At 56.4% G+C, this 22,435-nt stretch carries 17 protein-coding genes; 6 read left to right on the top strand and 11 right to left on the bottom strand.

The window, feature by feature from the left end; genetic code table 11:
* Positions 1–55 precede the first annotated feature (55 nt).
* Both H2O65_RS01100 and H2O65_RS01095 read right to left on the bottom strand, forming a co-directional pair.
* A complete protein-coding gene (locus tag H2O65_RS01100; RefSeq protein WP_182141794.1) occupies positions 56–1,126 on the bottom strand; it encodes a glycosyltransferase in 1,071 nt (356 codons plus the stop codon).
* Positions 1,123–2,202 (bottom strand): glycosyltransferase, encoded by a 1,080-nt coding sequence (locus H2O65_RS01095; protein ID WP_182141793.1) that lies wholly within the window; start codon positions 2,200–2,202, stop codon positions 1,123–1,125. Before H2O65_RS01095 ends, H2O65_RS01100 begins: the two co-directional genes overlap by 4 nt.
* Before the next feature lie 286 nt (positions 2,203–2,488).
* Between H2O65_RS01095 and H2O65_RS01090 the strand changes: the two genes are divergently transcribed.
* A complete protein-coding gene (locus tag H2O65_RS01090; protein ID WP_182141792.1) occupies positions 2,489–4,285 on the top strand; it encodes an ABC transporter ATP-binding protein in 1,797 nt (598 codons plus the stop codon).
* Positions 4,286–4,316: 31 nt separating this feature from the next.
* On the opposite strand, the gene H2O65_RS01085 is transcribed toward H2O65_RS01090, so the two are convergent.
* Complete coding sequence (locus tag H2O65_RS01085) at positions 4,317–5,525, bottom strand: glycosyltransferase (RefSeq protein WP_182141791.1); 1,209 nt, start codon at positions 5,523–5,525, stop codon at positions 4,317–4,319.
* 714 nt (positions 5,526–6,239) lie between these two features.
* Between H2O65_RS01085 and H2O65_RS01080 the strand changes: the two genes are divergently transcribed.
* The gene (locus tag H2O65_RS01080; RefSeq protein ID WP_182141790.1) at positions 6,240–7,211 is read left to right on the top strand and encodes a GNAT family N-acetyltransferase; all 972 of its coding nucleotides are present in this window, start codon (positions 6,240–6,242) and stop codon (positions 7,209–7,211) included.
* A gap of 118 nt (positions 7,212–7,329) precedes the next feature.
* On the opposite strand, the gene H2O65_RS01075 is transcribed toward H2O65_RS01080, so the two are convergent.
* The 5 genes from H2O65_RS01075 to H2O65_RS01055 form a co-directional block, all read right to left on the bottom strand.
* Positions 7,330–10,197 carry an N-acetylmuramoyl-L-alanine amidase gene (locus H2O65_RS01075; protein ID WP_182141789.1) on the bottom strand — a complete coding sequence of 956 codons (2,868 nt, stop codon included), beginning with the start codon at positions 10,195–10,197 and terminating at the stop codon, positions 7,330–7,332.
* Positions 10,198–10,463: 266 nt separating this feature from the next.
* Positions 10,464–12,581: an acyltransferase family protein gene (locus H2O65_RS01070; RefSeq protein WP_182141788.1), complete on the bottom strand. Its 2,118-nt coding sequence runs from the start codon at positions 12,579–12,581 to the stop codon at positions 10,464–10,466.
* Positions 12,582–13,589 (bottom strand): Gfo/Idh/MocA family protein, encoded by a 1,008-nt coding sequence (locus H2O65_RS01065; RefSeq protein ID WP_182141787.1) that lies wholly within the window; start codon positions 13,587–13,589, stop codon positions 12,582–12,584.
* A gap of 3 nt (positions 13,590–13,592) precedes the next feature.
* Entirely contained in the window at positions 13,593–14,708 is a 1,116-nt protein-coding gene (locus H2O65_RS01060; RefSeq protein WP_182141786.1) for a DegT/DnrJ/EryC1/StrS aminotransferase family protein, read from the bottom strand.
* Positions 14,709–14,780: 72 nt separating this feature from the next.
* Positions 14,781–15,380 carry an acyltransferase gene (locus H2O65_RS01055; protein ID WP_182141785.1) on the bottom strand — a complete coding sequence of 200 codons (600 nt, stop codon included), beginning with the start codon at positions 15,378–15,380 and terminating at the stop codon, positions 14,781–14,783.
* A gap of 194 nt (positions 15,381–15,574) precedes the next feature.
* Between H2O65_RS01055 and H2O65_RS01050 the strand changes: the two genes are divergently transcribed.
* The 4 genes from H2O65_RS01050 to H2O65_RS01035 all read left to right on the top strand — a co-directional run bounded on the left by H2O65_RS01050 (position 15,575) and on the right by H2O65_RS01035 (position 19,309).
* The gene (locus tag H2O65_RS01050; RefSeq protein ID WP_182141784.1) at positions 15,575–16,261 is read left to right on the top strand and encodes a glycosyltransferase family 2 protein; all 687 of its coding nucleotides are present in this window, start codon (positions 15,575–15,577) and stop codon (positions 16,259–16,261) included.
* Positions 16,262–16,265: 4 nt separating this feature from the next.
* The gene (locus H2O65_RS01045) at positions 16,266–16,667 is read left to right on the top strand and encodes a DUF2304 domain-containing protein (protein WP_182141783.1); all 402 of its coding nucleotides are present in this window, start codon (positions 16,266–16,268) and stop codon (positions 16,665–16,667) included.
* A 41-nt stretch (positions 16,668–16,708) separates the two neighbouring features.
* Entirely contained in the window at positions 16,709–17,950 is a 1,242-nt protein-coding gene (locus H2O65_RS01040; RefSeq protein ID WP_182141782.1) for an LCP family protein, read from the top strand.
* A gap of 450 nt (positions 17,951–18,400) precedes the next feature.
* On the top strand, positions 18,401–19,309 hold the full coding sequence (locus H2O65_RS01035; protein WP_259349593.1) for an LCP family protein: 909 nt from the start codon (positions 18,401–18,403) through the stop codon (positions 19,307–19,309).
* 17 nt (positions 19,310–19,326) lie between these two features.
* Here H2O65_RS01035 and galE read toward each other — a convergent pair whose 3' ends face one another.
* From galE to H2O65_RS01020, 3 genes are read right to left on the bottom strand one after another with little or no spacing between them, the layout of a single operon-like run.
* On the bottom strand, positions 19,327–20,319 hold the full coding sequence (galE, locus tag H2O65_RS01030; protein WP_182141780.1) for a UDP-glucose 4-epimerase GalE: 993 nt from the start codon (positions 20,317–20,319) through the stop codon (positions 19,327–19,329).
* 43 nt (positions 20,320–20,362) lie between these two features.
* Positions 20,363–21,661 carry an ATP-binding protein gene (locus H2O65_RS01025; RefSeq protein WP_398396584.1) on the bottom strand — a complete coding sequence of 433 codons (1,299 nt, stop codon included), beginning with the start codon at positions 21,659–21,661 and terminating at the stop codon, positions 20,363–20,365.
* 46 nt (positions 21,662–21,707) lie between these two features.
* The gene (locus H2O65_RS01020) at positions 21,708–22,379 is read right to left on the bottom strand and encodes a response regulator transcription factor (protein ID WP_182141778.1); all 672 of its coding nucleotides are present in this window, start codon (positions 22,377–22,379) and stop codon (positions 21,708–21,710) included.
* Positions 22,380–22,435: the final 56 nt, after the last annotated feature.

Here is a 22,435-nt window from a genome sequence, read left to right as displayed (position 1 = left end):
ACTCACTTCGAGGGTCACCCAGGACGCCAGAATTTTGGTGTCCTCCCTGCGAGAGCTAATCAAGTCCTCCACCTCTCCTCACGGCAAACCTCCACGCCTGTGTGACCAAACCGCGACGAAGCAGGGAGTCATGGCGGAGCGCATCAAGAGGGTTTCTTGGAAGTGCCCTCTCCCGCAGAGGACTGCTCCGTCGCCTAGCAAGTGCACGCTGAATGCTCTCTGGATTTCCACTCCTTATCTCATCAATGATTCGGCTTTCATTGGCTGACAGAGCCCTGATCGCCACTCCGGACAGTTGCATAATGTCATCCACGAGACAGCGGAGTAGGACCTCATCGCCGTGGCGCCACGCTTGATGCGCGCTATACATAGCTGCATAGTCGATCATGTTGCTTCTGAGTAGTTTCACTGCCAGACCGTATCGCTGTTGCTTTGGCAGTTCCCAAACCCAGCGCTGCTCGAGCAGTAGCCTTGGCGCCTCCGTAATTTCCTCGAGAGACCGGCGGCGGCTGGACACTCGTTCTGCTGCATCCGAACCAACGACATAGGCGGGATCCATAGATTTGTACGAGATCCTTAAACCATCAGTCCACATTGCGACGCTGGCTTGAAGATCCATTCCAGACGTTACAGATTCGGTCATTTTGTATCTGGGATTGTTCATGACTTCCCTACGCCCAATACCTAGGGGGGCGGTTCTGTAAAAGAGCCGGTCTCGCTCACCACTGAGATTCTGACTTCTGAGAGTGATGGGACGCAACCCTCGTTCACTTTTGGCCTTACCAAGAGGTGCTAAAACGAAATCAGCCTCGTCACGGTAGGCAGCCTCCAGCATCGCGGTTAGTGCACCTGGGTTATACCAATCATCGGACCCAAGGTGTCCAACAAAGGGTGCCGAGGATCGTTCGACACCGTAGTTATAGGCAACCCCCGGCTTACCTCGACCTGAGCGGCATTCCAGGAGAGTTACCCGAGGATTGTCCAATGGCACGTCCAACAGACCTGGATCGATCCCGTGGGCCACAACAATGGCATCCGCAAACTCATCCGATATAACGCTCTCGATAGCTCTGCGCACCGGACGGCGCTCGTCGTGAACACCAATGACGATCTGTATTCGTCTCATCGGTCTCTCCAGTTCGGTTGCATAGGCACACCTAGAAATGGCGCTAATACTTCGGCGACCTTCTGTGGGGAGTGAACTGCCTCCACAAACTCAATGCCCCGCTTTCCTAGCTGTGCACGTTTCCCTCGATCTGCCGCAAGCCCGCGAATTACAGACTCCAAGGTCTTTGGATCTGCCTCAACAATCGGCAGTTCCTGACCGAATTCAGACTTCAGCAACTCTCTCGTGGAGGGCCAAACCCCCGCAACAACGACACGTCCATAAGTCATTGCTTCCAGCGAAGCAACTCCATAAGCGCCGGTACCTATCTGGTCAACTACCACATCTGCACCTCCCACGAGCTCAGGCATTTGTGCCGATGGTATTCCCTGAACCCTCACGTACTCAACTACCCCCTCTACATCGAGTTTCGTGAGCACCGCGTCTATCATTGCGGACCCCTTCACCCCCACCTGGCTGGGCGCATGAAGTACCATGGGGCGCTTTCTGTCCGGCGAGGCGAGAAACCTCCCCTTGCGAGTTGACCACCGATGGTCATCCACGAGCGTCGGTAGCCAAGTAGCGCCCGGACAAAACTCCAAGAGATCAACTGTGGACACAAACTCTGGGACTCGAACGCTCTCCAGCACCGACAGGTTTCTATCTGCTTTGCGCTCATAGTGCCGCAGGAGCTCGGCATCCATGTCGAGAAATGGTGAGAACGGATCCCGTTGAGCATGCTCAGCCGGCTTCCGCACGTCTGAGCCATGTGCAATGTAACCCACGGTCAAACCCGCTCTCTTGAGGTCTTTGATTTCACTGACCAGGTCGTTACCAAACGCGGCACCAAAAACTGGGTAGCCAGCCTCCACGAGCACATGCGTATATTGGTCCTTGACTAACTCAAGGTTCCTCTTGGCCCAATGTCGCGAGTGTGCCGCCATATGGGGGCTGACAGTCAAGTCTGCTTCATATCGAATTGGGCCGACCGCTCGAGGCTGCACGCTAACTGCTTGGACCGCCGGTAGCATTTCGGCAGCGCGCGCCCAGAGGTTGCCCTGCCCTGCAAAGTTAGCCGGGCCAATCAGGAGCCGCACTTCGCCTTCTAGACGCGGCAGTAGACCATTAGCTTCAGTGCTGCCCCACTTCGACCATTCTGGGGCGCGAGCCCTCCACAACCTCTCAGGAAACATGTTCATCCCCGACCATGCTGCTTTTCGAAAGGACCGTCCCACTCTCTCGGGAATATTCACCATATGAATACCAACTCTTCACAACCGGTTACTATGCTCATCTTGCTAAACATCTCCAAGTCTAGGCAGTCGGCCATCCCCACACCTCTACACTAGGATATGGGTGAAAAGAACACCCTGAGGAGTAGCGATGAAGGCCGCCTTTGTGCAGTTCAAACGGGTTCAGAAGTATTTACCTCCCGGAGCCACCCGGTACATCCGCATTTACGTACTTATATCGTGCCTCCTGACACTTCTGGATGTCGCCGCACTAATGCTCCTGGCACTTTCACTTTCGTCGATGCTTCAAGGCTCCGAGATCAACATACCCGTAGTAAATCTTTCAGTTGGGCCCGATGGGTACGTCTGGCTCATTCTGGTTGTTTCGTGCCTAATTCTCATGAAGTCGGCGCTTTCGCTCGCTCAGCAATGGGCTGCCACGAGGAAGTTCACAGAATTCGAGCTTGGCCTAGGCCTCAGATTGTTTGACGCCTACATTGGTGCGCCGTGGGTCGTCCGGCTAGGACGCACCAGCTCCCGTTTGGTGAGAATGGCCGACGTTGGAGTGTCTGCCGTGGTCTCGGGCCTGATCCTTCCAATAATCGCTCTACCAGCTTCGCTGTTATCATCTGTTTTAATCCTGGTAACTTTGGCCGTGGTCCGGCCTTTGACCGCCGCGATCGCGGTGGTTTATCTGGGTTTGATCGCGTATCTTCTGTCAGCGGTACTGACGAGGAGGGCCGTTGTTGCGGGGCGTGTTAACCGCGACTATAGCTACAAAGTTGCATCGCTGATGACGGATATGGTCGGCGCTCTAAAGGAGATAACGCTCAGGAACAAGTTCGACGAGGTAGCTGAGGAAGTTCGCAGAAACCGCAAACATGCTGCGCGGGCGCGTGCCAACATCCAGTTCTTAGGTTCCGTTCCCAAGTTCGTCATGGACGCGGCCCTCATAGGAGGATTCCTCCTTGTCGGCGTGATTTCCTTCGTACTCACACACGACATGAACGAGGCAATCAGCGCAGTCGTCCTCTTTGCCGTAGGTGCAATGCGTCTGATACCGACGCTCATCAACTTGCAGACAACCAACAATAATCTGAACGCAAACCAAGCTCAGATTCGCGCAGTGCTTCGAGACATGGAAGATGCTGAGGACTACAAAGCACAGCGGGAAGTCTTGGGTAAAGAACCCCTTGACGGTGACCCTCAGGAGCTCCGGCTCAAGTCTGTTTCCTTCATGTACCCGACAGGAGAAGAGCCCGCAGTACGCGACGTTTCAATGACTATAAAGCTTGGCACACGCGTCGGCCTAGTTGGAGAATCAGGATCTGGAAAGTCAACTCTGGTAGATATTATCCTCGGTCTACTCGAGCCGCAGGAAGGTTCTGTCATGCTCGATAATCAGCGACTTTCCGACGTGCTGGCTGCATGGAGATCCCGCGTGGGGTATGTACCCCAAGATGTGTCGCTTTTCGACGGTTCTGTGGCGCAGAATGTTGCGCTTACGTGGCAGGGAACAATCGATCGGGAGAAGGTCATTGAATGTCTCAAGCGCGCTCAACTTTGGGACGCCATCGAGAAGCGTCCCGGTGGACTAGACGCCGGTGTAGGCGAGCGTGGAATGGGCTTCTCCGGCGGCCAACGACAACGCCTTGGTATAGCTCGGGCGCTCTACTCGGATCCATATATCTTGATAATGGACGAAGCAACCTCTGCGCTTGATACGAAGACCGAAGCCGAAGTCTCCAAGGCAATTCGGGCGCTGCACGGGGACGTAACTGTCATTTCGGTTGCGCACCGTCTGTCAACAGTTAAGGACGTGGATCAGCTGTTCTTTATGGAGGATGGACTCCTCTTGGCCTCAGGAACTTTCGATGAGGTAGTCAGGGAAGTGCCGACGTTCAGAGAACAGGCAAGGCTCGCCGGACTGGTTGCGGATGCCACCTAGCTCCCCATGCGCACAGGAAATCCCGCTCTGGTCAGCTCAATAGGAACGGTGCTAGACGTCCAGCTACGACCTCCATGTTGTGGACCTTATTGGCGTAAATCCGCGAATCCCCTCCGACAGATGAGTACGCTGTTGGATTTCGCGCGATTTCCCGCACCACAGAATAAACGCTCCGAGCGTTAGCTTCTATAATCGGCAGTTTCATCCCCGTCTGATCAAGAATATATTCCCGAACAGATGGCCAAACCTGGGTCACAACGGCCCTGCCCGCGATCATCGATTCAAGAGCGAGAGTCCCATAGGCGCCAATGCCGACCTGGTTCACAACTATGTCAGCTCTCTCAACGTAGCTTGGCATTGACTCGTATGGAACGCCGTTGACTTCTAGATACTCAATCACGCCCTCTTCCTGCAAGGCTACGAGTGCATCATGGATTGGCTTTGAGCCCTTTAGTGCGGGCCGCGATGATGGAACGTGTAGCACCACTGGCAGACGATCACCAAGTTGCGAAGGCGACAGCGTACTCCACTTGGCGGCGTCTGTAAGGAGTGGTAGCCAAGTAGCGTTTGGGCGGAATTCGAGGAGGTCTGGTGTTGAGACAAACTCGGGCATAGCAAGCCGATCCAACACTGCGATATTGCCCTTGGCGCGTGTTTCCAGCGTCTGTGTTCGTCCGTTCATCGGCTCAAAGAACGGCGACGATGGCTCGAGTTCACGGTGCCGCGACGGCAGTCGAACTTCGCTGCCGTGGCTGATAAGACCTACCTTTATTCCCCTGCGGGTCAAAGCAAGCACTTCCTTTTCGAGCGCCGCGCCGTGGAGTCCACCGAGGAGAGGAGTCGAGGCCTCGAGAAGCACATGCGTGAACTCTTCAGCAAGTACGTTGCGTTGCTTTCGCGCCCACTGCCGCGAGTACTTACCAACCCGATGATTCACCGAGTAGCTCGCCGGGCCAACGACACGCTGCCCATCTGCAACGAACTGCAGATTCACACAGTACACACCGTCCAGAAGGTTCGCTGCCTGGGCCCAATAGTAGCCTTGAGATCCGAAATTTGCAGGGGCGATGAGGCACCGAATCGGAGCATCCTCTGCATGTGCGAGCGGCTGAGCGTCTGACCGGCTGAACCCATACTCGGGCCCAAGCAGCCGTGCACGAATAGGTCCGGGAAGTCGTGCAAGGACGACATTTGACGCTTTGCGACGCACACGTCTGTACAAACCGTTGACCGGCTGCATTTTAGGTCCTTTCTGTAGACCATATCCTGCCGCTAGCGTTAGTCTAATGATCCGATAGCAGAGCACAGGACTATGATCGTAAGCAATCGTCAGAAACACTCAGCCCTTAGGAGGGTAGCTTGCGAAAGATCCTCCAGAAACGCACCAATTTGATCTATGAGCTGGTTGGCCCAAGCCCCCAAGTACTCGATCTACCGGCAGGGTACAGTTGGACAAGGATCGACAGGGCCGCTCTGGACCGCTTCATAACGCATGCCGGAGACGCTCGCAGGAGCGCTCGCTACACTGACTATTTGGAAGCAGGCTGCGTGGGCTTTCTTGTTTTTGCTGACCAAGAATGGGCCGCAGCTGCGTGGCTTGCACCTGCATCCGTGATGACCCAACCATCCCACCTCCCACCGTCCATACGAGGAAGTGCCCCGTGGCTATTTGAGGACCACACCCGCGCGACTCACCGGGGAAGAGGGCTCCATCGCTTCTTAATCGCAAAGCGCGTTCAGTATGCAACAACACACTACGACCCTGTATCCTGCGTTGCCGCGACCGACATTAATCCCGGTAATCTCCCGTCGAGGCGGTCATACCTGTCGTCAGGGTTCTCCCCGGCGGGACGGTACACGGCTCTTACCCTTTCGATCCCGCTGACCTCGACTACTTTCGTTACGGGATGGCATCAGCGACGATACACTCACCCCTATAACCCACAGGTGCAAGATGAATAAGCCACGATACTATTCCGTCTTTCAGGAACCGTGGTGGCTCGACGCAACCGCCCCGGGACAGTGGGAAGAAGTGTCGATCCAGTCCGGAGGAGAGACGATCGCGCGCCTCCCGTTTACCCTTGAGGGTCAGTCCAAGAACCGGCGTCTGACGCAGCCGGCCCTGACGCAGACACTTGGACCGTGGCTGAAAGATACCGGTGCGGGCTACGCAAAGGCTCTCGGAAGAACCAATCAGCTGCTTGCAGAGCTTATCGATGCGTTGCCTCCACACGACAGCTTCTACCAGGTTTTCCCGCCCGAGATGACAAACTGGCTACCGTTCTATTGGAGCGGATACACAGAAACGACTCGCTACACATATCAGATAGGACTAGATGCGAGTTTGGATGTGATCCTAAGGGAAATGGATAAGCGAAACCGATCTCAACTTCGCAAGGCAGAGCGAACACTGGCTGCTCAAGTCGAAGATGATCTCGAGACATTTCTGGCTCTGAATCGAAGCACGTTCGAACGACAAGGACGTGCAGTACCTTACTCTGACGAGTTTGTTAACCAGATCGATGAGGCTGTGGTTAAGAATGCAAGTAGATCGATAGTGATCGCTCGCGACCAGAGCACGGGAGTTCCCCATGCAGGAATATACATGGTTCACTATGGCAATGTGACTCACTCGCTTATGAGTGGCGTGGACGAGGCGTTGCGTGACCAGAACGGGATGATTATCGCCCGTTGGAAGGCCATCGAGATAGCAAGAGGGCGCTCAAGCATCCTTGACCTCCAAGGATCCATGATGAAGTCCATCGAGCGACGAAATCGTAACTACGGAGCGCACCAAGTCCCCATAATGGCCGTATCCAAGCGGGGCCCCTACGCGCTTCGCGCCGATAAGGTTCAGCTCTCAAAGCGGCGTCTACGCGGAGCTTGGTCTGGACTCAAGAGCAGAGCTGGAGCCCTATCACGGTAGGAATCGAAGACCGCTCAGCATCGTCCGAAAAACGCAGATCCCGGAACGACAGTCTCCATCACGTAGCCACTATCTGCCATCAAGAATCCTGGAATCTCAAACAATACACAGCGCTTATCTAATGGATCTTGTAGGACATCAACGCCCCGTCATTGCGCACTGCCCACAGGGCACTCTTCGACTTGGTTGCGTTGGCTGGGCCAATGGTCCTCATCACATTCCAGCCAGTACCAACCTGAGCTCTGGTTCCAGGAGTCCCTGCAGCGGTCCCTGAGTAGAGGAACAGAAGCCCTTTGGAGTCACGCACTAGGAGGTCAGGAATCTTGTCTCCAGTCCAATCGCCCGCAGGAATCAGTGCAGTCATGTTCTTCCATCCGAATCCCAAAGCGCGTTTGGCATTAAATCCGCCACGGCCATTCCCCGGGTAGTAGAGCATTTGGTCACCGCTGATCGCATAGATGCCAGGCCCCTTAGCGGTCTGGGTCACGACAAGGTTCTTGAGGTTCTGCCACTTGACCCCGATACGGACTTTTCCATTAAACCCGCCTCTGCCATTACCCGGATACATGTAGAGCTCACCGGTCGACTTAACGCGAGCCAGGAGGTCCATGTTTCCGTCACCATTCCAGTCAACCCCGCCTTGTACCCAATCCATGACATTCCAGCCCTGGCCGATCTTCACCGGAGATTGGAACCTCTCCCCCGGGAGGCCTCGATAAAGAATGAGGTCACCCTTGGCATTGATGAGCATCATGTCGGGCTGGCCATTCTTATCCCAGTCACCGGGGAAGATGGATTTTGTGGGCCAACCTCTGCCGATTTGGACAGTCTTTTGCCAGCTCACGGCTGGCTTGGGCTGCGTCACAACAGGAGGTGTTACAGGGGGTGTCGTCGGTGGCGTTACCGGGGTGGTTGTCGAGGCCGGAAAATACCGGTTCATCAGGTCCCAGAACATCTTCTGGCCGATTGTGGAACAGCCAGCCTTGCCTGCGTTGCCAATGTATGGCGTGTACTCGTAAAGCGAAGCCGTTGCGACGTTTGCAAACTTCAGACTCGATGAGCCGCAGGCCGTCCCAGGATTCTGTAGGACAGTCATGGCCTTGCCGGACTTGAATGCGTCAACATGTCCAGCCTGTGACTGGATTTTGTACGAAACCAGCTTGTCGGCCCCGTAGTAAATCTGCTTTTGGAACCCTCCCTGCGCAGCATCACAGCCACTACCGTCGGGGCAACCGCTACCCATTGCTTTGGCCCATGAGGCTGCAGACCTAGGCTGAGTAAGGCCAGACTGTTCCTTCTGTAAGGTAACCAAGATGACTTCGGGGCTCAAACCACAAGCCTTGGCAGTCTTGTCGATGATGGTCCAGGGACTTTGGTTCCCGGACATGCTCAGAGCAGCACATCCGCCGCGCAATGTCTTGAGATTCTGCGTTGGAAAAACGGTGTCTTTCAAGCACGTTGTCCCTGACCCGGGTTTGCAATCTTTGCCCGTTGTTTGAATGAAGTTTTTGATTTGAGCCTCAGACATGGCGTTAGAATCATAGAATCGACTGTCAGAAATGACGTTCGCAGCATCGAAACTCGTGGTTGGCGCCGTTGGCGGATTGGGTGTGGGAGTAACAATCATCGACTCCGTCAAGTACTTCTGCACTGCTGTGCGAACGCTGGGCATTCTTGTGTAGAACGCATCGCCCGGGCAGTCTGTCCATCCTACGTCACGATGTGCAGAGACAACTGGGACCGAAACGTACTTTCCACTTTGGTGCAGTACCGAGATTTTTCCGTCGACAGAGTTGATGCCGTGCAGCTGCAGCTTCCAAGCAATCGTCTTTGCAACCGAGTCTTGTGCAGCAGCGATCGGGGCCACATCCATGAAGCCACCCATGACAGTAATCCCAAAGGTCGTCCCGTTTGCGTTTCCGGCATGCGCCGCATGGATCTGGTTCGTCAGTCCTCCGGCGCGACCTTCCCAAACTCCACCGAACTGATCGACAATGACGTTGTAACCGATGTCGCCCCACTTAAGTTCCACCGCATGGTATTCGTAGATATTGCGGATTTGCTGGGCTACCTGAGCCTGCGTGTAGTTGTTAGAGCTCTCAGTGTGGTGAATTACTGCACCCTGAATCTTGTTGGCCTTTGGCGTCCAAGTCATCAACGATTCGTTGGCACCCCACGCCTTTCGGGTGTTGATCTTCAAGCCTGCGTAACCGGTGTCAAAAACCGTGCCAGCTGAGTTCAAAGCTGCAGGAATTACACCGCCAACACTTGAACTGAGAACGGATGTCGATGCGCTGCGGAATGAGGCACCAGTGCCTTCAACAGCACCTTCCAGCTCAAGCAGTTCGTCACCGACGCTTGTCTCCGATTGTGGGTTACCCTCGACTGGCTCTTCTTGGTCCGGCACTGTTTCTTCCACAGCAGTTTCTTCCACTGCATCTTCGTCCGAGGCCTCTTCCGCAAGTTCAGCGAGGTTGTTCTCAAGTGGTTCAGTTGACTCGGCATCAATGACAACCAGCGTTAATCCGGGAATCGACACGTCATCCGTGCCGCGCGCTACCACCTCAACTGCATCCGCAAAGAACAGTGAGAACGGCTCTGTCCCAGCTACGGTAGCTGCGCCTTCCGTCTCATCCCCTGGTTCTTCTGCAACCTCCAGAGAGACCCACTCAGACCACGTTCCATCAAGTAGATAGCGCAGAGAGACCAACTCCGGATCTGTCGCCTGCGGATCCCAAGTGACAGCAATCAGAGCGTTATCGGTCTTGAGATCAGTGCGAACGATATTGACGTCTACTTCACCTTCGAGGGCGCGACGCGCCTGTGCGTCAACGTCCGCATCCAACTGTTCCACGGAACCGGGGGCAACGGCTTCCACCTGTTGAAGGTCTCCGACCTCCTCTGGAACCGCTTCACCATCCGTGTATCCGGACTCAACCGCAGCTTCGACGAACCCGACTTCACTGACCGTAGGTTCAACAGACACAGGACTATCGTCTGCTGCGGCAGCCGGGGCGCTTAGCCCCACCAATGCTGTCCCCATCACAAGGGCGCAACATGCGCCAAGTGAGGCTATTGCGGCACCTGTCCGCCCCGACCCGGTTCTCCGTTGCGGCACTGCTGCCATGCGGAATCACACTCCAATTACGCCTGCTGTTGAGCTGGTGATAGACAACAATCGTCACACCAACAACAACCGTAACACCCCTTGACTAGGGGCCACACTCACTAATGAAAACTACACTGATGTATTTATTGGGCGCCTTCCAAGGCGGGCAGGACCCAGGGCATGAGGAGCTTGGCGTAGTCCGGAGCCAGGTGGCTATAGTCCCTGTAGACGACCACATCTCCCACCACCGGGTAACACCAAGTGTCATCGCAGAACTGGTCATCAAGGTCCACAATGCGAACGTCGGGTCGGTCAAGCTTTTCGACGGCAGCAGCCATGAGATCGTCGGGAAGGGCGTCCTCGCGAAGCAGTCCACAGGACTCCAACGTCCTGCCATTCGAGACTAGACAACCGGGAACGGGACTGCCAGCGGTCCGTGGGACTGCTTTGATCACCACGACATCCTTACCCGTATCGGCAATTTGGGCGAACACTGCGGCAAATCCATCGACAGGATCTCCGTACCCTGGCACATCTGCTCTCTCAGCCCACTCATACGCGCTCTGATAACTGGTGAGCACAACGGCGTCAGCGTCACTCTGTTTGACCCTCTCTAGGACCTCGGCGCTCCAAGCCTCACACGAGTCACCGGCTTCCGATGTCTGCTCACTGTCCAAAACCCTCCGCGAAAGTGTGAGAGGACAGGAAGACTTCATGAAGGTGTCAACCGTCCATTCATGTTCGTGTGCCGCCTCGCTCAACCCAGGCGCCCATTGAGTGGCGTGCGAGTCCCCTACCAGCATCAGGTGACGCGTTGCCTCCGAGGGGTCCACACCAAGCGCGCACTCGATGACGTCGCTTGTCCTTATACCTACCTGGCATTCTTTGAATGGCACGTCCTCGTTCTGGGTAGCCACAACCTCGGGAGCGACCAGGTATTCCCCTGTGCCCATGGGGTCGCCGCAGCCATTGTTGGGGTCGAGGGCGGAGGGGCCGATGCATGGCTGTGCTACGCGCTCAGCTACCGCTAGTTCAGCTGCCTCTTTCTCTCGAACCAGCTGCCAGGTGCCGACCGCAGTGATGCCAACGAAGATGATCGCACCAACAATCGCAAAGGCAAACGCGCGTACAGGAACCCCCAGAAGACGCCCTCTACGCATCGGATCTTCAACGAACTTGGTGCTAACTTGCGCCAGTACCAACGTGGCGACGCCGATGGCCAGTTTCTCGAGAGTCGTAAGTTGATGTCCGGTCACAAACGGAATCATGACGACCAGAGGCCAGTGCCAAAGGTACACAGCGTAGGAAATTCCCCCAATCCACACCATGGGCCGGAGTGACAGAAATGTTTTCGGGGACCACGCCGACGTGGAGTTCCCAAAGTACAGAACAAGCATTGTCCCCACGACTGGAACTAATGCCGCATACCCGGGGAACATCGTCAGGCCAGAGTAGTTGACTGCAGACCAGATGATGAGGGCGATCCCCAACCATCCGGCAAGAGCTGCCCCCAGACTACCCAGGATCCGGTGTCCCACCACCCCCGCTGTCAAGGCCACGATGCCGCCCGCTGCGAACTCCCAAACACGGGTAAAAGAAGCGAAGTAGGCCCATGACTGCTGACGATTGGTAGCAACGACCGAGTACCACAGAGATGCTGCGACCACAGTGGACAGTAGAACCAGGAGAACGGTTTGCGCCTTGTATGCACCAGCAAACCGCTTTACGACGAACAGGGCGAGGACGAGGAGAAGAGGCCACACAGCATAGAACTGCTCTTCAACGGAGAGGGACCAGTAGTGCTGAACCGCCGTGGGCTGTGAATCCGCAGCCATGTAGTCCACAGCGTCCCACGCCAGCTGCCAGTTCTCAAAGTAGAGCGCACTGGCGCGAATCTGAGCGAAATAATCAGTCCAACGATCTCTCGGCACTATCACGAACGTCGCGATTGCAACTAAAAGGAGGACCAGGAAGGAATCGGGTAACAGGCGCGCAATGCGACGGGACCAAAAGCGCCCCAACCGTATAGATCCCGTCAGGTTCACTTCCCGCAAAAGGTGGCCGGTAATGAGGAAGCCGGATATGACGAAGAATACGTCGACGCCGACAAAGCCTCCCGTAAGCCGCAGAGGCCAGAGGTGAAAAAGAACGACAGCACCGACAGCAATGGTGCGCAGGCCCTGAATGTCGAGCCGAAAGTGCGAGGCACCCGCCCCCGTTTGTGATCTGGGGGCGGGTGCTTGCGAAAGTACTTGCGTCATCTACGGGATGCGGACGCTGTTACCCGATGCTGCGCTTTGGAGGATGGCTTCGGTGACTTTTAGTGCTTGGAGGCCTTGTTCCATGGTGACGTGGTTGTTTGCGTCTCCGTTGATGGCGTCACGGAAGTTGGCTTGTTCCACGGCTAGGGGTTCACGCTTTTGCAGGGCGTAACGGGTTACCTGTCCCTCGCTTACGCCGCGGAAGGCAGCGATCTGGTCCCATTCGACAGGGAAGGAGCCATTCTCGTAGAACGTCAGGTCTCCCAGGGCAGTATCCGCGACCAGGGCGCCGTGTTCACCTGTTACCACGGTGAGGCGTTCCTTGAAGGGGGTCAGCCAGTTCACCAGGTTAGAGACCAGTACCCCGTTTTGGAAGCGGCCTGAGACGGTAACCATGTCCTCATGGGCGCGGCCTGAGCGGTGCGCGGTTTGAGCGAACACCAACTCATAGGGTGACCCGGCAATCCACGCGGCTAAATCAACATCGTGAGTGGCCAGATCCTTAACCACACCGACATCACTGATGCGCGCCGGGTAGGGAGACTGCCTGCGGGTCACGACCTGGTAGACCTCACCTAACTGGCCCTCAGCAATCCGCCTGCGCATATCAAGTAGGGCCGGGTTACAACGCTCCACATACCCCACCGCACCAACTAGGCCAGCCTCATCAAAAGCCTTCGCGATGCGTTCGCCTGATTCCACACTGCCGGAGAGGGGTTTTTCAATCATGGTGTGAACGCCAGCAGCCGCCAACTTTAGTGCCGCATCCTCGTGATACACGGTTGGCACCGCCACAATGGCTGCATCCAGACCCTCTTCAATGAGGGACTCCACGTCCGGTAGCACGGTTAGACCACCAGCGACACCAAACCTGTCACCGGAAGGGTCAGCCACGGCAACCAGTTCAAACCCGTCCAGGGCGCGGGCGTTACGCACATGGTGACGCCCCATGGAACCAATCCCCAACACACCAACCCGCAACGCGGCCTGCTTTGCTGTTTCACTCATCAGTTATGCTCCAGCCTTCGCAGTCTCATTCACAGCGGTAACGATCCGCTCCAAATCAGCCTGCGACAAGGAGGGATGCACCGGCAGGGAAATGCACTCCTTGGCAACCTGCTCAGTTACCGGCAGATCCAAACCGGGAGCATACTTCTCCAAAGACGGCAGGCGATGATTCGGGATCGGGTAATACACGCCCGAACCCACGTTGTACTCATTACGCAGGGTCTCAACAAACTCGTCACGACCCTCAGGAACACGAATCGTGTACTGGTGATACACATGCACCGCACCATCAGCCACCGGAGGCACAATAACGCCCTCAAGGTTTTCCGACAAGAACGCCGCGTTATCCTGACGCTGCTTGGTCCAACCCCCAACCTTACCGAGCTGGACGCGACCAATCGCCGCATGAATATCCGTCATGCGATTATTCAAACCAACCAGCTCATTGGCGTACTGCTTCGCCATCCCCTGATTACGCAGGATACGGGCCCGACGCGCTACCTCTTCACTACCGGTAGTGATCATCCCACCCTCACCCGAAGTCATATTCTTCGTCGGATACAAGGAAAACGCTGCCGCTAAACCAAACGTGCCCACCTTACGACCATGCAAAGACGCATTATGCGCCTGGGCGGCATCCTCAAACAAAGCAATCCCATGCTTATCAGCAATCGCCTCAAACTCACCCATCGCCGCTGGATGCCCATACAAATGCACCGGCATAATCGCCTTAGTACGCTCCGTAATCGCCGCCTCAGCAGCCGAGGGATCCATGCAGAAATAGTCAGCCTCAATATCAACAAACACCGGAGTCGCACCAGTGATCGCCACCGAGTTCGCCGTCGCCGCAAACGTAAACGACGGAACAATCACCTCATCACCCGGACCAACACCAGACGCAAGAAGCGCCAAATGCAAGGCAGAAGTACCCGAATTCACCGCAACAGCAAACGCCCCATCAACCAGCGCCTCCGAGAATTCCTCCTCAAAAGCAGCCACCTGCGGACCCTGCGCCACCATCCCCGAGCGCAAAACAGCCGAAACAGCAGCAACCTCGTCCTCACCAATAATCGGCTTAGCAGGTGGAATAAAATCTAGGACACTAGGCTCATTACTCATTGCGAATCCTCTCTCGCGGACACTTCTAGGTGGTTGCTCGCGTTGCGAGCGGTTGCATAGTGGGAATCAAACTCAAGCGAGTTCGGAAAGACTACCGGCCTCGTCCTCGACATATAGAGTGCCGGACTGGGGGCAGCGGAACTGGCCCACCGCGCCCTCGACGGGTTCCAGAACCTCACCCGCGCGACCAACCCAGCCGTACTGGCGGGCAGGAACACCCATGACCAACGCGTACGGCTTGACATCTTTGGTGACCACAGCCCCGGCCGCGACAGTCGCCCACTTCCCAATCGTTACGGGGGCAACACAAACTGCCCGAGCACCAATCGCAGCACCCTCTTCGATGGTGACCCCAACAGGCTCCCAGTCGGATGCGTCCTTTATCGAACCATCAGGGTTGATGGCGCGTGGGTTGTGATCATTGGTGAGAACCGCTGCTGGACCGATGAAGACCCCGTGGCCAAGCTGCGCGGGTTCATACACGAGGGCGTAGTTCTGTACTTTGCAGTTGTCCCCTAGATAAACGCCCGTGCCGATGTAAGCTCCACGACCAATCACGCAGTTTTCACCGAGTACGGCGTCCTCACGAACCTGGGCCAAATGCCAAACGCTGGATCCCTCACCAATCACGGCTGAGGGCGAAACGTCAGCTGATTCAACGATGCGAACCATACTTCTCCTTGATCTATGTGCCGCACTCAGTCTTCGTTAGGCAGGACGTGAGCACCACGCTGTGTCCATCGTATCGCCCACAAAACCCTAACAACTGGGAACTAAGCCATTTAAGGGACCGACTGTGATGAACAAGGTCATCCTAGCGATACGGCGGTATGTCTGAAAATGCCGCCTAATGACACAATGGGGGCATGAATGAAGCTGGCCCGAGGTATGACGACAGCTGGCTTGTGGTGCCTCTTTACAATGAGGCCACCGTAATAGGCCAGGTTATTGAGGATGCCAAGGGGACATTCACCAACATCGTTTGTGTCGACGATGGATCCTCCGATGGTTCCGCTGCAATCGCCCGCCAGCATGGGGCGCGCGTTATCGAGCACCCCTTCAACCTCGGGCAGGGCGCCGCACTACAAACCGGTATGGAGTTTGTGCGCCGACAAACCAATGCTCGATATATCGTCACCTTCGACGCCGATGGGCAGCATTCTGTCGCCGATGCGGCGGCCATGGTTGACCGGGCGAGGACGGATGATCTAGCAATTATTTTCGGCTCGCGGTTCCTTGACGACGCAACCCAGGTCGGTTGGTCAAAGAAGCTTGTTCTGAAGACAGCGGCAGCGGTCACCAAGCAGCGAACGGGACTGAACCTAACTGACGCACACAATGGTCTACGCCTACTTCGCCGCGATGCCCTACAACAGGTTGAACTGCGCCAAGATGGGATGGCCCACGCCTCAGAAATTGTCAGTCAGTTAGCAGACACCGGACTTCCTTGGGCTGAGATGCCCGTACACATCGCATATACGGACTACTCAAAGGCGAAGGGGCAGTCTCTACTTAACTCCGTGAACATCCTGGTCGACCTGGTAATGAGGTAGTGAAATGTCCAGCTATTGGCTAATCAAAACCCTTCTCATAGTCGCAATGATCGGGATCACCTACTTTCTGGTGCGACCGACGAAAACAGCGAACTCACTGGCGGTGCGCAGAATCGGGATGCTCCTGGTCATCGTCAGTGCCGTCTTCGCAATCCTCTTCCCATCGGTGTTCAACACCTTCGCTAGATACATCGGTGTCGCGAGCGGGATCAACCTTCTGGTGTACCTGCTGACAATTACACTCTTTGCACAGATGGCCTCCTCATATCGCCGCGACAGGATGCTCAATGAGAAGCTCACGACCTTGGCACGTGAAGTCGCCCTTGCTCGTCGAGACGACGAAAGGCCCGAAATTGACTCGTCATCGGGGCCGCAACCCCCTCACGCTGGCGATTTGCACCACTAGTTGAGTAAATCCCTGGGATTCAAGGTTTAGACTCTTTTTCGATGAGTACGAAAGATACGGAGCAGCCAATGTCTGCGACCCCCGCACACTCCGCGACTAGGCGTCGATCCTGGATGTGGCTGTCCGTTCTGCTTGCCGCAGTCTTGGGTGTAGTCCTGTTTGTGGGAACAGCAGGAGCGATTCTCTACAACAGCTTGAACCATCAGGCCGCAGACTCGGTACTGGACACATCGCACCTTCGTGCTCAACCTCAATCGGCCCAGTCTGCCGACGAAGAACCTGAACAACTGACTGACAGCTTCGCCGGGCGTGAGGTCAACATCCTCCTCATGGGCATTGATTCGCGGAAAGATCAAGACGCCTCAATAATCAACCCGGAAGACAACGACGACACCATCCGCTCAGACACCACTCTGATGCTGAATCTCTCTGCTGACCGTCAACACGTCAACATCATTTCAATTCCCCGTGATATGTGGGTCTACCTGCCAGAATGCCAGCGCACCGACGGTTCGGTCAGTTACGCTCAATGGGGGCAGTTCAACTGGGCCTTCTCATACGGTTCGCTCGGATCGGACCTTGCAGGCGGCGTGAACTGCACAGAGGCACTCACAGAGGAAATAACCGGTATCTCATCGGACGGCTTCGCAGTCATTGACTTCACGGGTTTCAGCCGGATGATTGAGGCGCTCGGTGGCGTTGACATCTGCCTTCCGGATGAAATCAATGACCCCGAATACCTCGACCTTGTCATTCCTGCAGGATGTCAACGGTTGGACCCAACCACAGCAACCCAGTTGGCGCGTGTCCGCCACACGGGCGATGGATCTGACATGGGGCGTATCCAACGCCAACACCTGTTACTTGGTGCGATGGTTCAAGAAGCCATGGGCCAGAACATCCTCACGGACACACCGAAGCTTTATGCCTTCCTGAGTACGGCTCTGGACGCCCTGCGCCTCTCGCCATCCCTTTCAAACCTACGCACGGACGCAGGGTTGGCGACCTCCCTGACCAACACGCCTCCTGAGAACTTCCGCTTCCTCGCGATGCCCGTCGTCACAGCCGATTTTGATGCCAACCGTCTTCTGCCTAAGGAACCGCAGAACGCCGAGTTCTGGCAAGCCATCAAAGATGGGACACAGTTGCCGGCCGGGACCGTCTACTCCGACCTCAACGGCAACTACTTCACCATTGGTGAGAATGGTGAAGTCATCGAGGGTGGCAACCCAAGAACAGACGATGAAATCGGGAGCTTGACCTACGGTGATGACGGCTACTAAATCCGAGGTACCGAACCTATGACAGGAAATCCTCCTTCATTCACACCCGGGCAAGGTCGCGCGCGACCAAAATCTGCCTCGGCCCCCGCGGCTCCGGCTATTCCACCAGCAGACGCCTCAGCATCGCAGCCTCCACCGTCAATATCTCCCAAAGGTGCATCACGCCGGCCCCCTCAAAGACAATCTGTCTTTCCACCGGTCAGTCAAAGTGCGCAACCGCCCCCTCCTATCGAGCCGACTCTGGTTGCCGCACCTATGCCGGCAGCAATTCCCCCGGCACGCAAGAAGAGTCCCTTCACCGAGCAACCTGCGGCTTCTCCACAGAGTCAGCCTTACCATCGCGGTCCATCAGGGCACGCACCTGCAGGGACGAGGGCGTCCCAGCCGCAGTCAGCCCCCAAAGGCAGCACCCCAAAGAGGCGCCGCCGGGGATCCAGACGTCGCAAAGTGATGGGGGTGCTCACCCTCGTCCTCGTCGTCATCATTGCGTGGCCGACATGGCTGATTTGGCACACCAACGCAAGTATGCACAGGGTCGATGCCACCTCCACTGCTCCGAACACACGCGGTACCACATACCTGTTCGCGGGTTCGGACACCCGTGACGGGTGGAATCCGGACGACCCAACCGAGGGACAACGATCAGACTCCACGATCCTGGTGCACCGCGCGCCCAACGGACAGGCGTCCATGGTGTCACTTCCGCGTGATTCCTACGTCAATATCCCCGGGTACGGGATGAACAAGCTCAACGCTGCCTTCGCCTATGGGGGCCCATCTCTGCTCATCGAGACCGTAGAAGAAGCAACCGGCCTCCACGTCGACCACTACGTGCAGATCGGAATGGTTGGAGTCACAGACACAATCGACGCCCTCGGAAGCGTGGAACTGTGTTGGGATGCGGATGTTTCCGACGAATTCTCAGGAATGCAGTGGACGGCCGGGTGTCACCGCGCGAACGGCGAGGAAGCGCTTGCGTTCAGCCGTATGCGCTACTCGGACCCAACCGGGGACGTTGGCCGTCAGCAGCGCCAACGTCAGGTCATGAATGCGGTAGTTTCTGAAGCACTCAGCCCCGCTGTGCTGGTCAACCCGGTCAAGCAGTACCGGCTGTCCGAGGCCGCAGCCAATGCGCTGACCGTTGGGCAGGACACCAACATCTTCAACGTCGCCACACTGATGATGGCGATGCGTAAAGCCACTGCAGATGGCTTGGTCGGCATGCCGCCCATTGCATCAGTGGACGCAATGAACGAGGCCGGAGCGGTGATGCTGTGGGATGAGGCCGCTGTTCCGACCTTCTTCGAAAACATGAAGAACGGAACGTTGACACAGGAAGATTTCGTCCTCCCCCAGTAGGAGGAGGACGCCCGCAATTACTTAGTGGGAACCTGAACCTTCTTCGACCCAAGCTGGTTTGCATCCCAGGCGGACTGCAGAATATCAGCCAGACCGAACTGGGCCTGGAAGCCCATGTCTTCCTTAATCCGTGAAGAATCCGCGACAAGGTATCCGGGGTCGCCCTCACGGCGGGCAGAAACTTCGATGGGGAAGTCCCAGCCAGAAATCTCCCTGATGCCGTCAACGACCTCAAACACTGAGCTCCCGGTGCCGGTGCCCACGTTGTATGCGCCATGCTTGGCGTTGCCGTTGCGAAGCGCATCGAGTGCAAGCAGGTGAGCATTCGCCAAGTCCATGACATGAATGTAGTCGCGGACGCACGTGCCGTCAGCCGTATCGTAGTCGTCACCGAAAACAACGGGGGTCTTGCCCGCGTGTAGGCGATTGAGAATGATCGGCACCAGGTTCAGCGCAGCTGGATCCTCAAGATCCGTCCAACCTGTGCCAGCGGCATTGAAGTAGCGAAGAGCGACACTCTTCAGACCCCAAGCCACGCCACAGTCACGCATCATCCACTCGCCGATCAACTTGGTTTCACCGTAGGGGTTGATGGGGTGCTTCTCCACATCCTCGGGAACCATGTCCACGTCCGGCAGTCCGTAGACCGCAGCGGATGAGGAGAAGATCATCTCTTTGACGCCCGCGTCATACATGGCACGCAACAGGTTTGCGAGGCCGCCAACGTTCTGGTGGTAGTAGGTGGCCGGACGCTGCACAGATTCGCCAACCTGCTTCTTGGCGGCAAAGTGGATGACCGCGTCAACGTCCTTGTCGATCATTGTGTCTGTAAGGATGCGGTAGGCCTCATCCGTTGCCAAGTCGACCTCGACCAGTTCTGCATCCCCGATTCGGGAAGCTGAGCCGGTCGAAAGATCATCAACAACGATGACTTCTTCGCCGCGTTCTTGTAGTAGTCGGACAACGTGCGCGCCGATATATCCAGCGCCTCCTGTAACCAATACGCTCATGGTTTTATCCTATCCCTCCGTGTTGGCGAATCTATCTGGGTTGCTAGAACTTTCGAGTACGACGGCTCACTGAAACGATTGGCGCAACAGGCATGACAAGGTTGGGGTCGAAATTAGTGGGGATTGCGGAAAGTGAGAGTGTGAAGACCGGGGGGCGTCTGCCAGATAACTCAAGGCGTGCACCCATTGACTGTGCCAAGTCTTTCGCAAGCGCCAAGCCAATCCCCGAAGACCCATGACCTGAAAAGCCCATGTCGAAAATCTCAGATGCATCCGCATCTGAAATCCCCTCGCCCTCGTCAGAAACATCAACCAGCACCGCCCTCGACGAACTAGCCTTCCGGGTCTTCACCGTTGTGGTTCCAGCCCCGTAGTTGAGGGAGTTTTCAATGAGGATCGCCAAAATCTGACTGAGCTTCCCATCTTCTGCCAGTGCCAGCAGGGCGGCCTCATCCACAAACACCAAGTTGCGACCCTGCGCCACAAATCGGGGTTCCCACTCTTCACGTTCAGTATTGAAAACTTCGAGCAGCTGGACCACTTCCGTGTTGCTTGCAACCCGACGGCTACTATCAAGCAACTCATTGACGACGCTGGTGAGGCGCTCCACCTGCGCAAGACCGGCCTCGGCCTCATCTCGCACTTCTTCTTCCGCAGAGATCATTTGGATCTCTTCCAGTCTCATCGACAAGGCAGTGAGAGGGGTACGAAGTTGGTGGGACGCGTCCGCTGATCGTTGACGTTCGGCAGCGAGACGCCGCGCCATTTTCTCACCTGTACGGACCAGCTCTTCTTGGACGAGGTCGATCTCCTCAATTCCCGACGGCCGCACCTGGGCACGCACCTGACCTGAACCAATTTGCTCGGCCTGCGCAGCAAGGTAGATCAGGGGGGCAGAAAGTCGCCGGGCCATGACATTCGCCAAATACCAGGCCAAACCAAGAGAGGCTATGACACCCAGCAGAACGAACGCTTCAACAATCACAACATCCCGGACTGCCTTAATTGCGCTGATTTGCATCTCAACACGAACACCCTGGGAACTGGTGTAGTAAGTCTCTAACGTCGGACCAACTCGGGGTTCACCTGAGACGATCTTGTACCTGCCCGGTAGCGTCACCACCGTGTACGCGGGGCCTCCCTGCCCATCAACGGGGCGAGACCAGGCTGCAACGATGCTTTGCGGGACAAAGTTATCATCAGCCAAACGACGGTCAACAGCGCGCGCTACGGTCTGGGCGCGAACGTCCAAAGCCGTCTGATTGCTGTTCCACATCATCACACCCGCCATGATCCCTGCGGGAACGCCCAGCACGAAAATGACGGCGACAACCGCCGTCATGATCATTCTTGTGGCCCTGCGTCGCATAGCAGACCTACCTCAGTGCTTACTGTTCGAAGCGGAATCCTAGGCCGCGCACCGTTGTAATGTAGTGCGGCTCAGTGACGTTGTCGCCCAGTTTCCGGCGCAGCCAAGAGATATGCATGTCCAGTGTTTTTGTTGACCCCTGTGGGTCCTGAGCCCAGACATCCCGCATCAGGTCTTCACGCGGAACCATGTTGCCGGCCTCTTTGACAAGGACCCGCAGGAGCTCAAATTCCCTTGCAGTCAGTGAGAGTTCCCTTTCACCAACGTAGGCGCGGTGGGCTGGAATGTCGATTCGCACGTCCTGGGCAACCAGCTCAGTCTCTGCACCTTCCCCTGCCCCACGTCGCAGTAGCGCACGAACACGCGCGAGCAGCTCCGCCAGTCGGAATGGCTTGGTTACATAGTCGTCAGCTCCGGCATCAAGGCCGATGACCATGTCGGCCTCATCCGTCCTCGCTGTAAGAATCAAGATTGGAGTATCCAGGCCCCGACTGCGGACCTCACGAGCGACATCCAGACCATCCATGTCAGGAAGGCCGAGGTCAAGGACAATCAGGTCCGCCTCTTCAACTTCCGAGAGCCCGCCACGAGCGGTTCCGTGTGAACGAACGTCGTAGTTCTCTCTCCCAAACGCACGTGCGAGGGGCTCTGCAATGGCCGGATCGTCTTCAATCAGAAGTACTGTAGTCATAGAGTAAGTCTAACCCTCTTTTAGCATCTCTTGCACTTCCCTTTACCATTCGGTCT

It is taken from the genome of Schaalia sp. JY-X169 (genome assembly GCF_014069575.1).
Lineage (GTDB): Bacteria > Actinomycetota > Actinomycetes > Actinomycetales > Actinomycetaceae > Scrofimicrobium.
Note: the sequence above shows the minus strand (reverse complement) of the source record. Positions and strands in the feature narration are given on the sequence as shown.

Bases quoted from the DNA above. Each gene is read 5' to 3' on its own strand.
- H2O65_RS01040 (WP_182141782.1), top strand. From the start codon at position 16,709: ATGAGTACGAAAGATACGGAGCAGCCAATGTCTGCGACCCCCGCACAC.
- H2O65_RS01055 (WP_182141785.1), bottom strand. From the start codon at position 15,380: ATGGTTCGCATCGTTGAATCAGCTGACGTTTCGCCCTCAGCCGTGATT.
- H2O65_RS01025 (WP_398396584.1), bottom strand. From the start codon at position 21,661: ATGACGGCGGTTGTCGCCGTCATTTTCGTGCTGGGCGTTCCCGCAGGG.
- H2O65_RS01070 (WP_182141788.1), bottom strand. From the start codon at position 12,581: ATGACGCAAGTACTTTCGCAAGCACCCGCCCCCAGATCACAAACGGGG.
- H2O65_RS01060 (WP_182141786.1), bottom strand. From the start codon at position 14,708: ATGAGTAATGAGCCTAGTGTCCTAGATTTTATTCCACCTGCTAAGCCG.
- galE (WP_182141780.1), bottom strand. From the start codon at position 20,319: ATGAGCGTATTGGTTACAGGAGGCGCTGGATATATCGGCGCGCACGTT.
- H2O65_RS01020 (WP_182141778.1), bottom strand. From the start codon at position 22,379: ATGACTACAGTACTTCTGATTGAAGACGATCCGGCCATTGCAGAGCCC.
- H2O65_RS01080 (WP_182141790.1), top strand. From the start codon at position 6,240: ATGAATAAGCCACGATACTATTCCGTCTTTCAGGAACCGTGGTGGCTC.
- H2O65_RS01090 (WP_182141792.1), top strand. From the start codon at position 2,489: ATGAAGGCCGCCTTTGTGCAGTTCAAACGGGTTCAGAAGTATTTACCT.
- H2O65_RS01050 (WP_182141784.1), top strand. From the start codon at position 15,575: ATGAATGAAGCTGGCCCGAGGTATGACGACAGCTGGCTTGTGGTGCCT.
- H2O65_RS01035 (WP_259349593.1), top strand. From the start codon at position 18,401: ATGGGGGTGCTCACCCTCGTCCTCGTCGTCATCATTGCGTGGCCGACA.
- H2O65_RS01065 (WP_182141787.1), bottom strand. From the start codon at position 13,589: ATGAGTGAAACAGCAAAGCAGGCCGCGTTGCGGGTTGGTGTGTTGGGG.
- H2O65_RS01085 (WP_182141791.1), bottom strand. From the start codon at position 5,525: ATGCAGCCGGTCAACGGTTTGTACAGACGTGTGCGTCGCAAAGCGTCA.
- H2O65_RS01045 (WP_182141783.1), top strand. From the start codon at position 16,266: ATGTCCAGCTATTGGCTAATCAAAACCCTTCTCATAGTCGCAATGATC.
- H2O65_RS01100 (WP_182141794.1), bottom strand. From the start codon at position 1,126: ATGAGACGAATACAGATCGTCATTGGTGTTCACGACGAGCGCCGTCCG.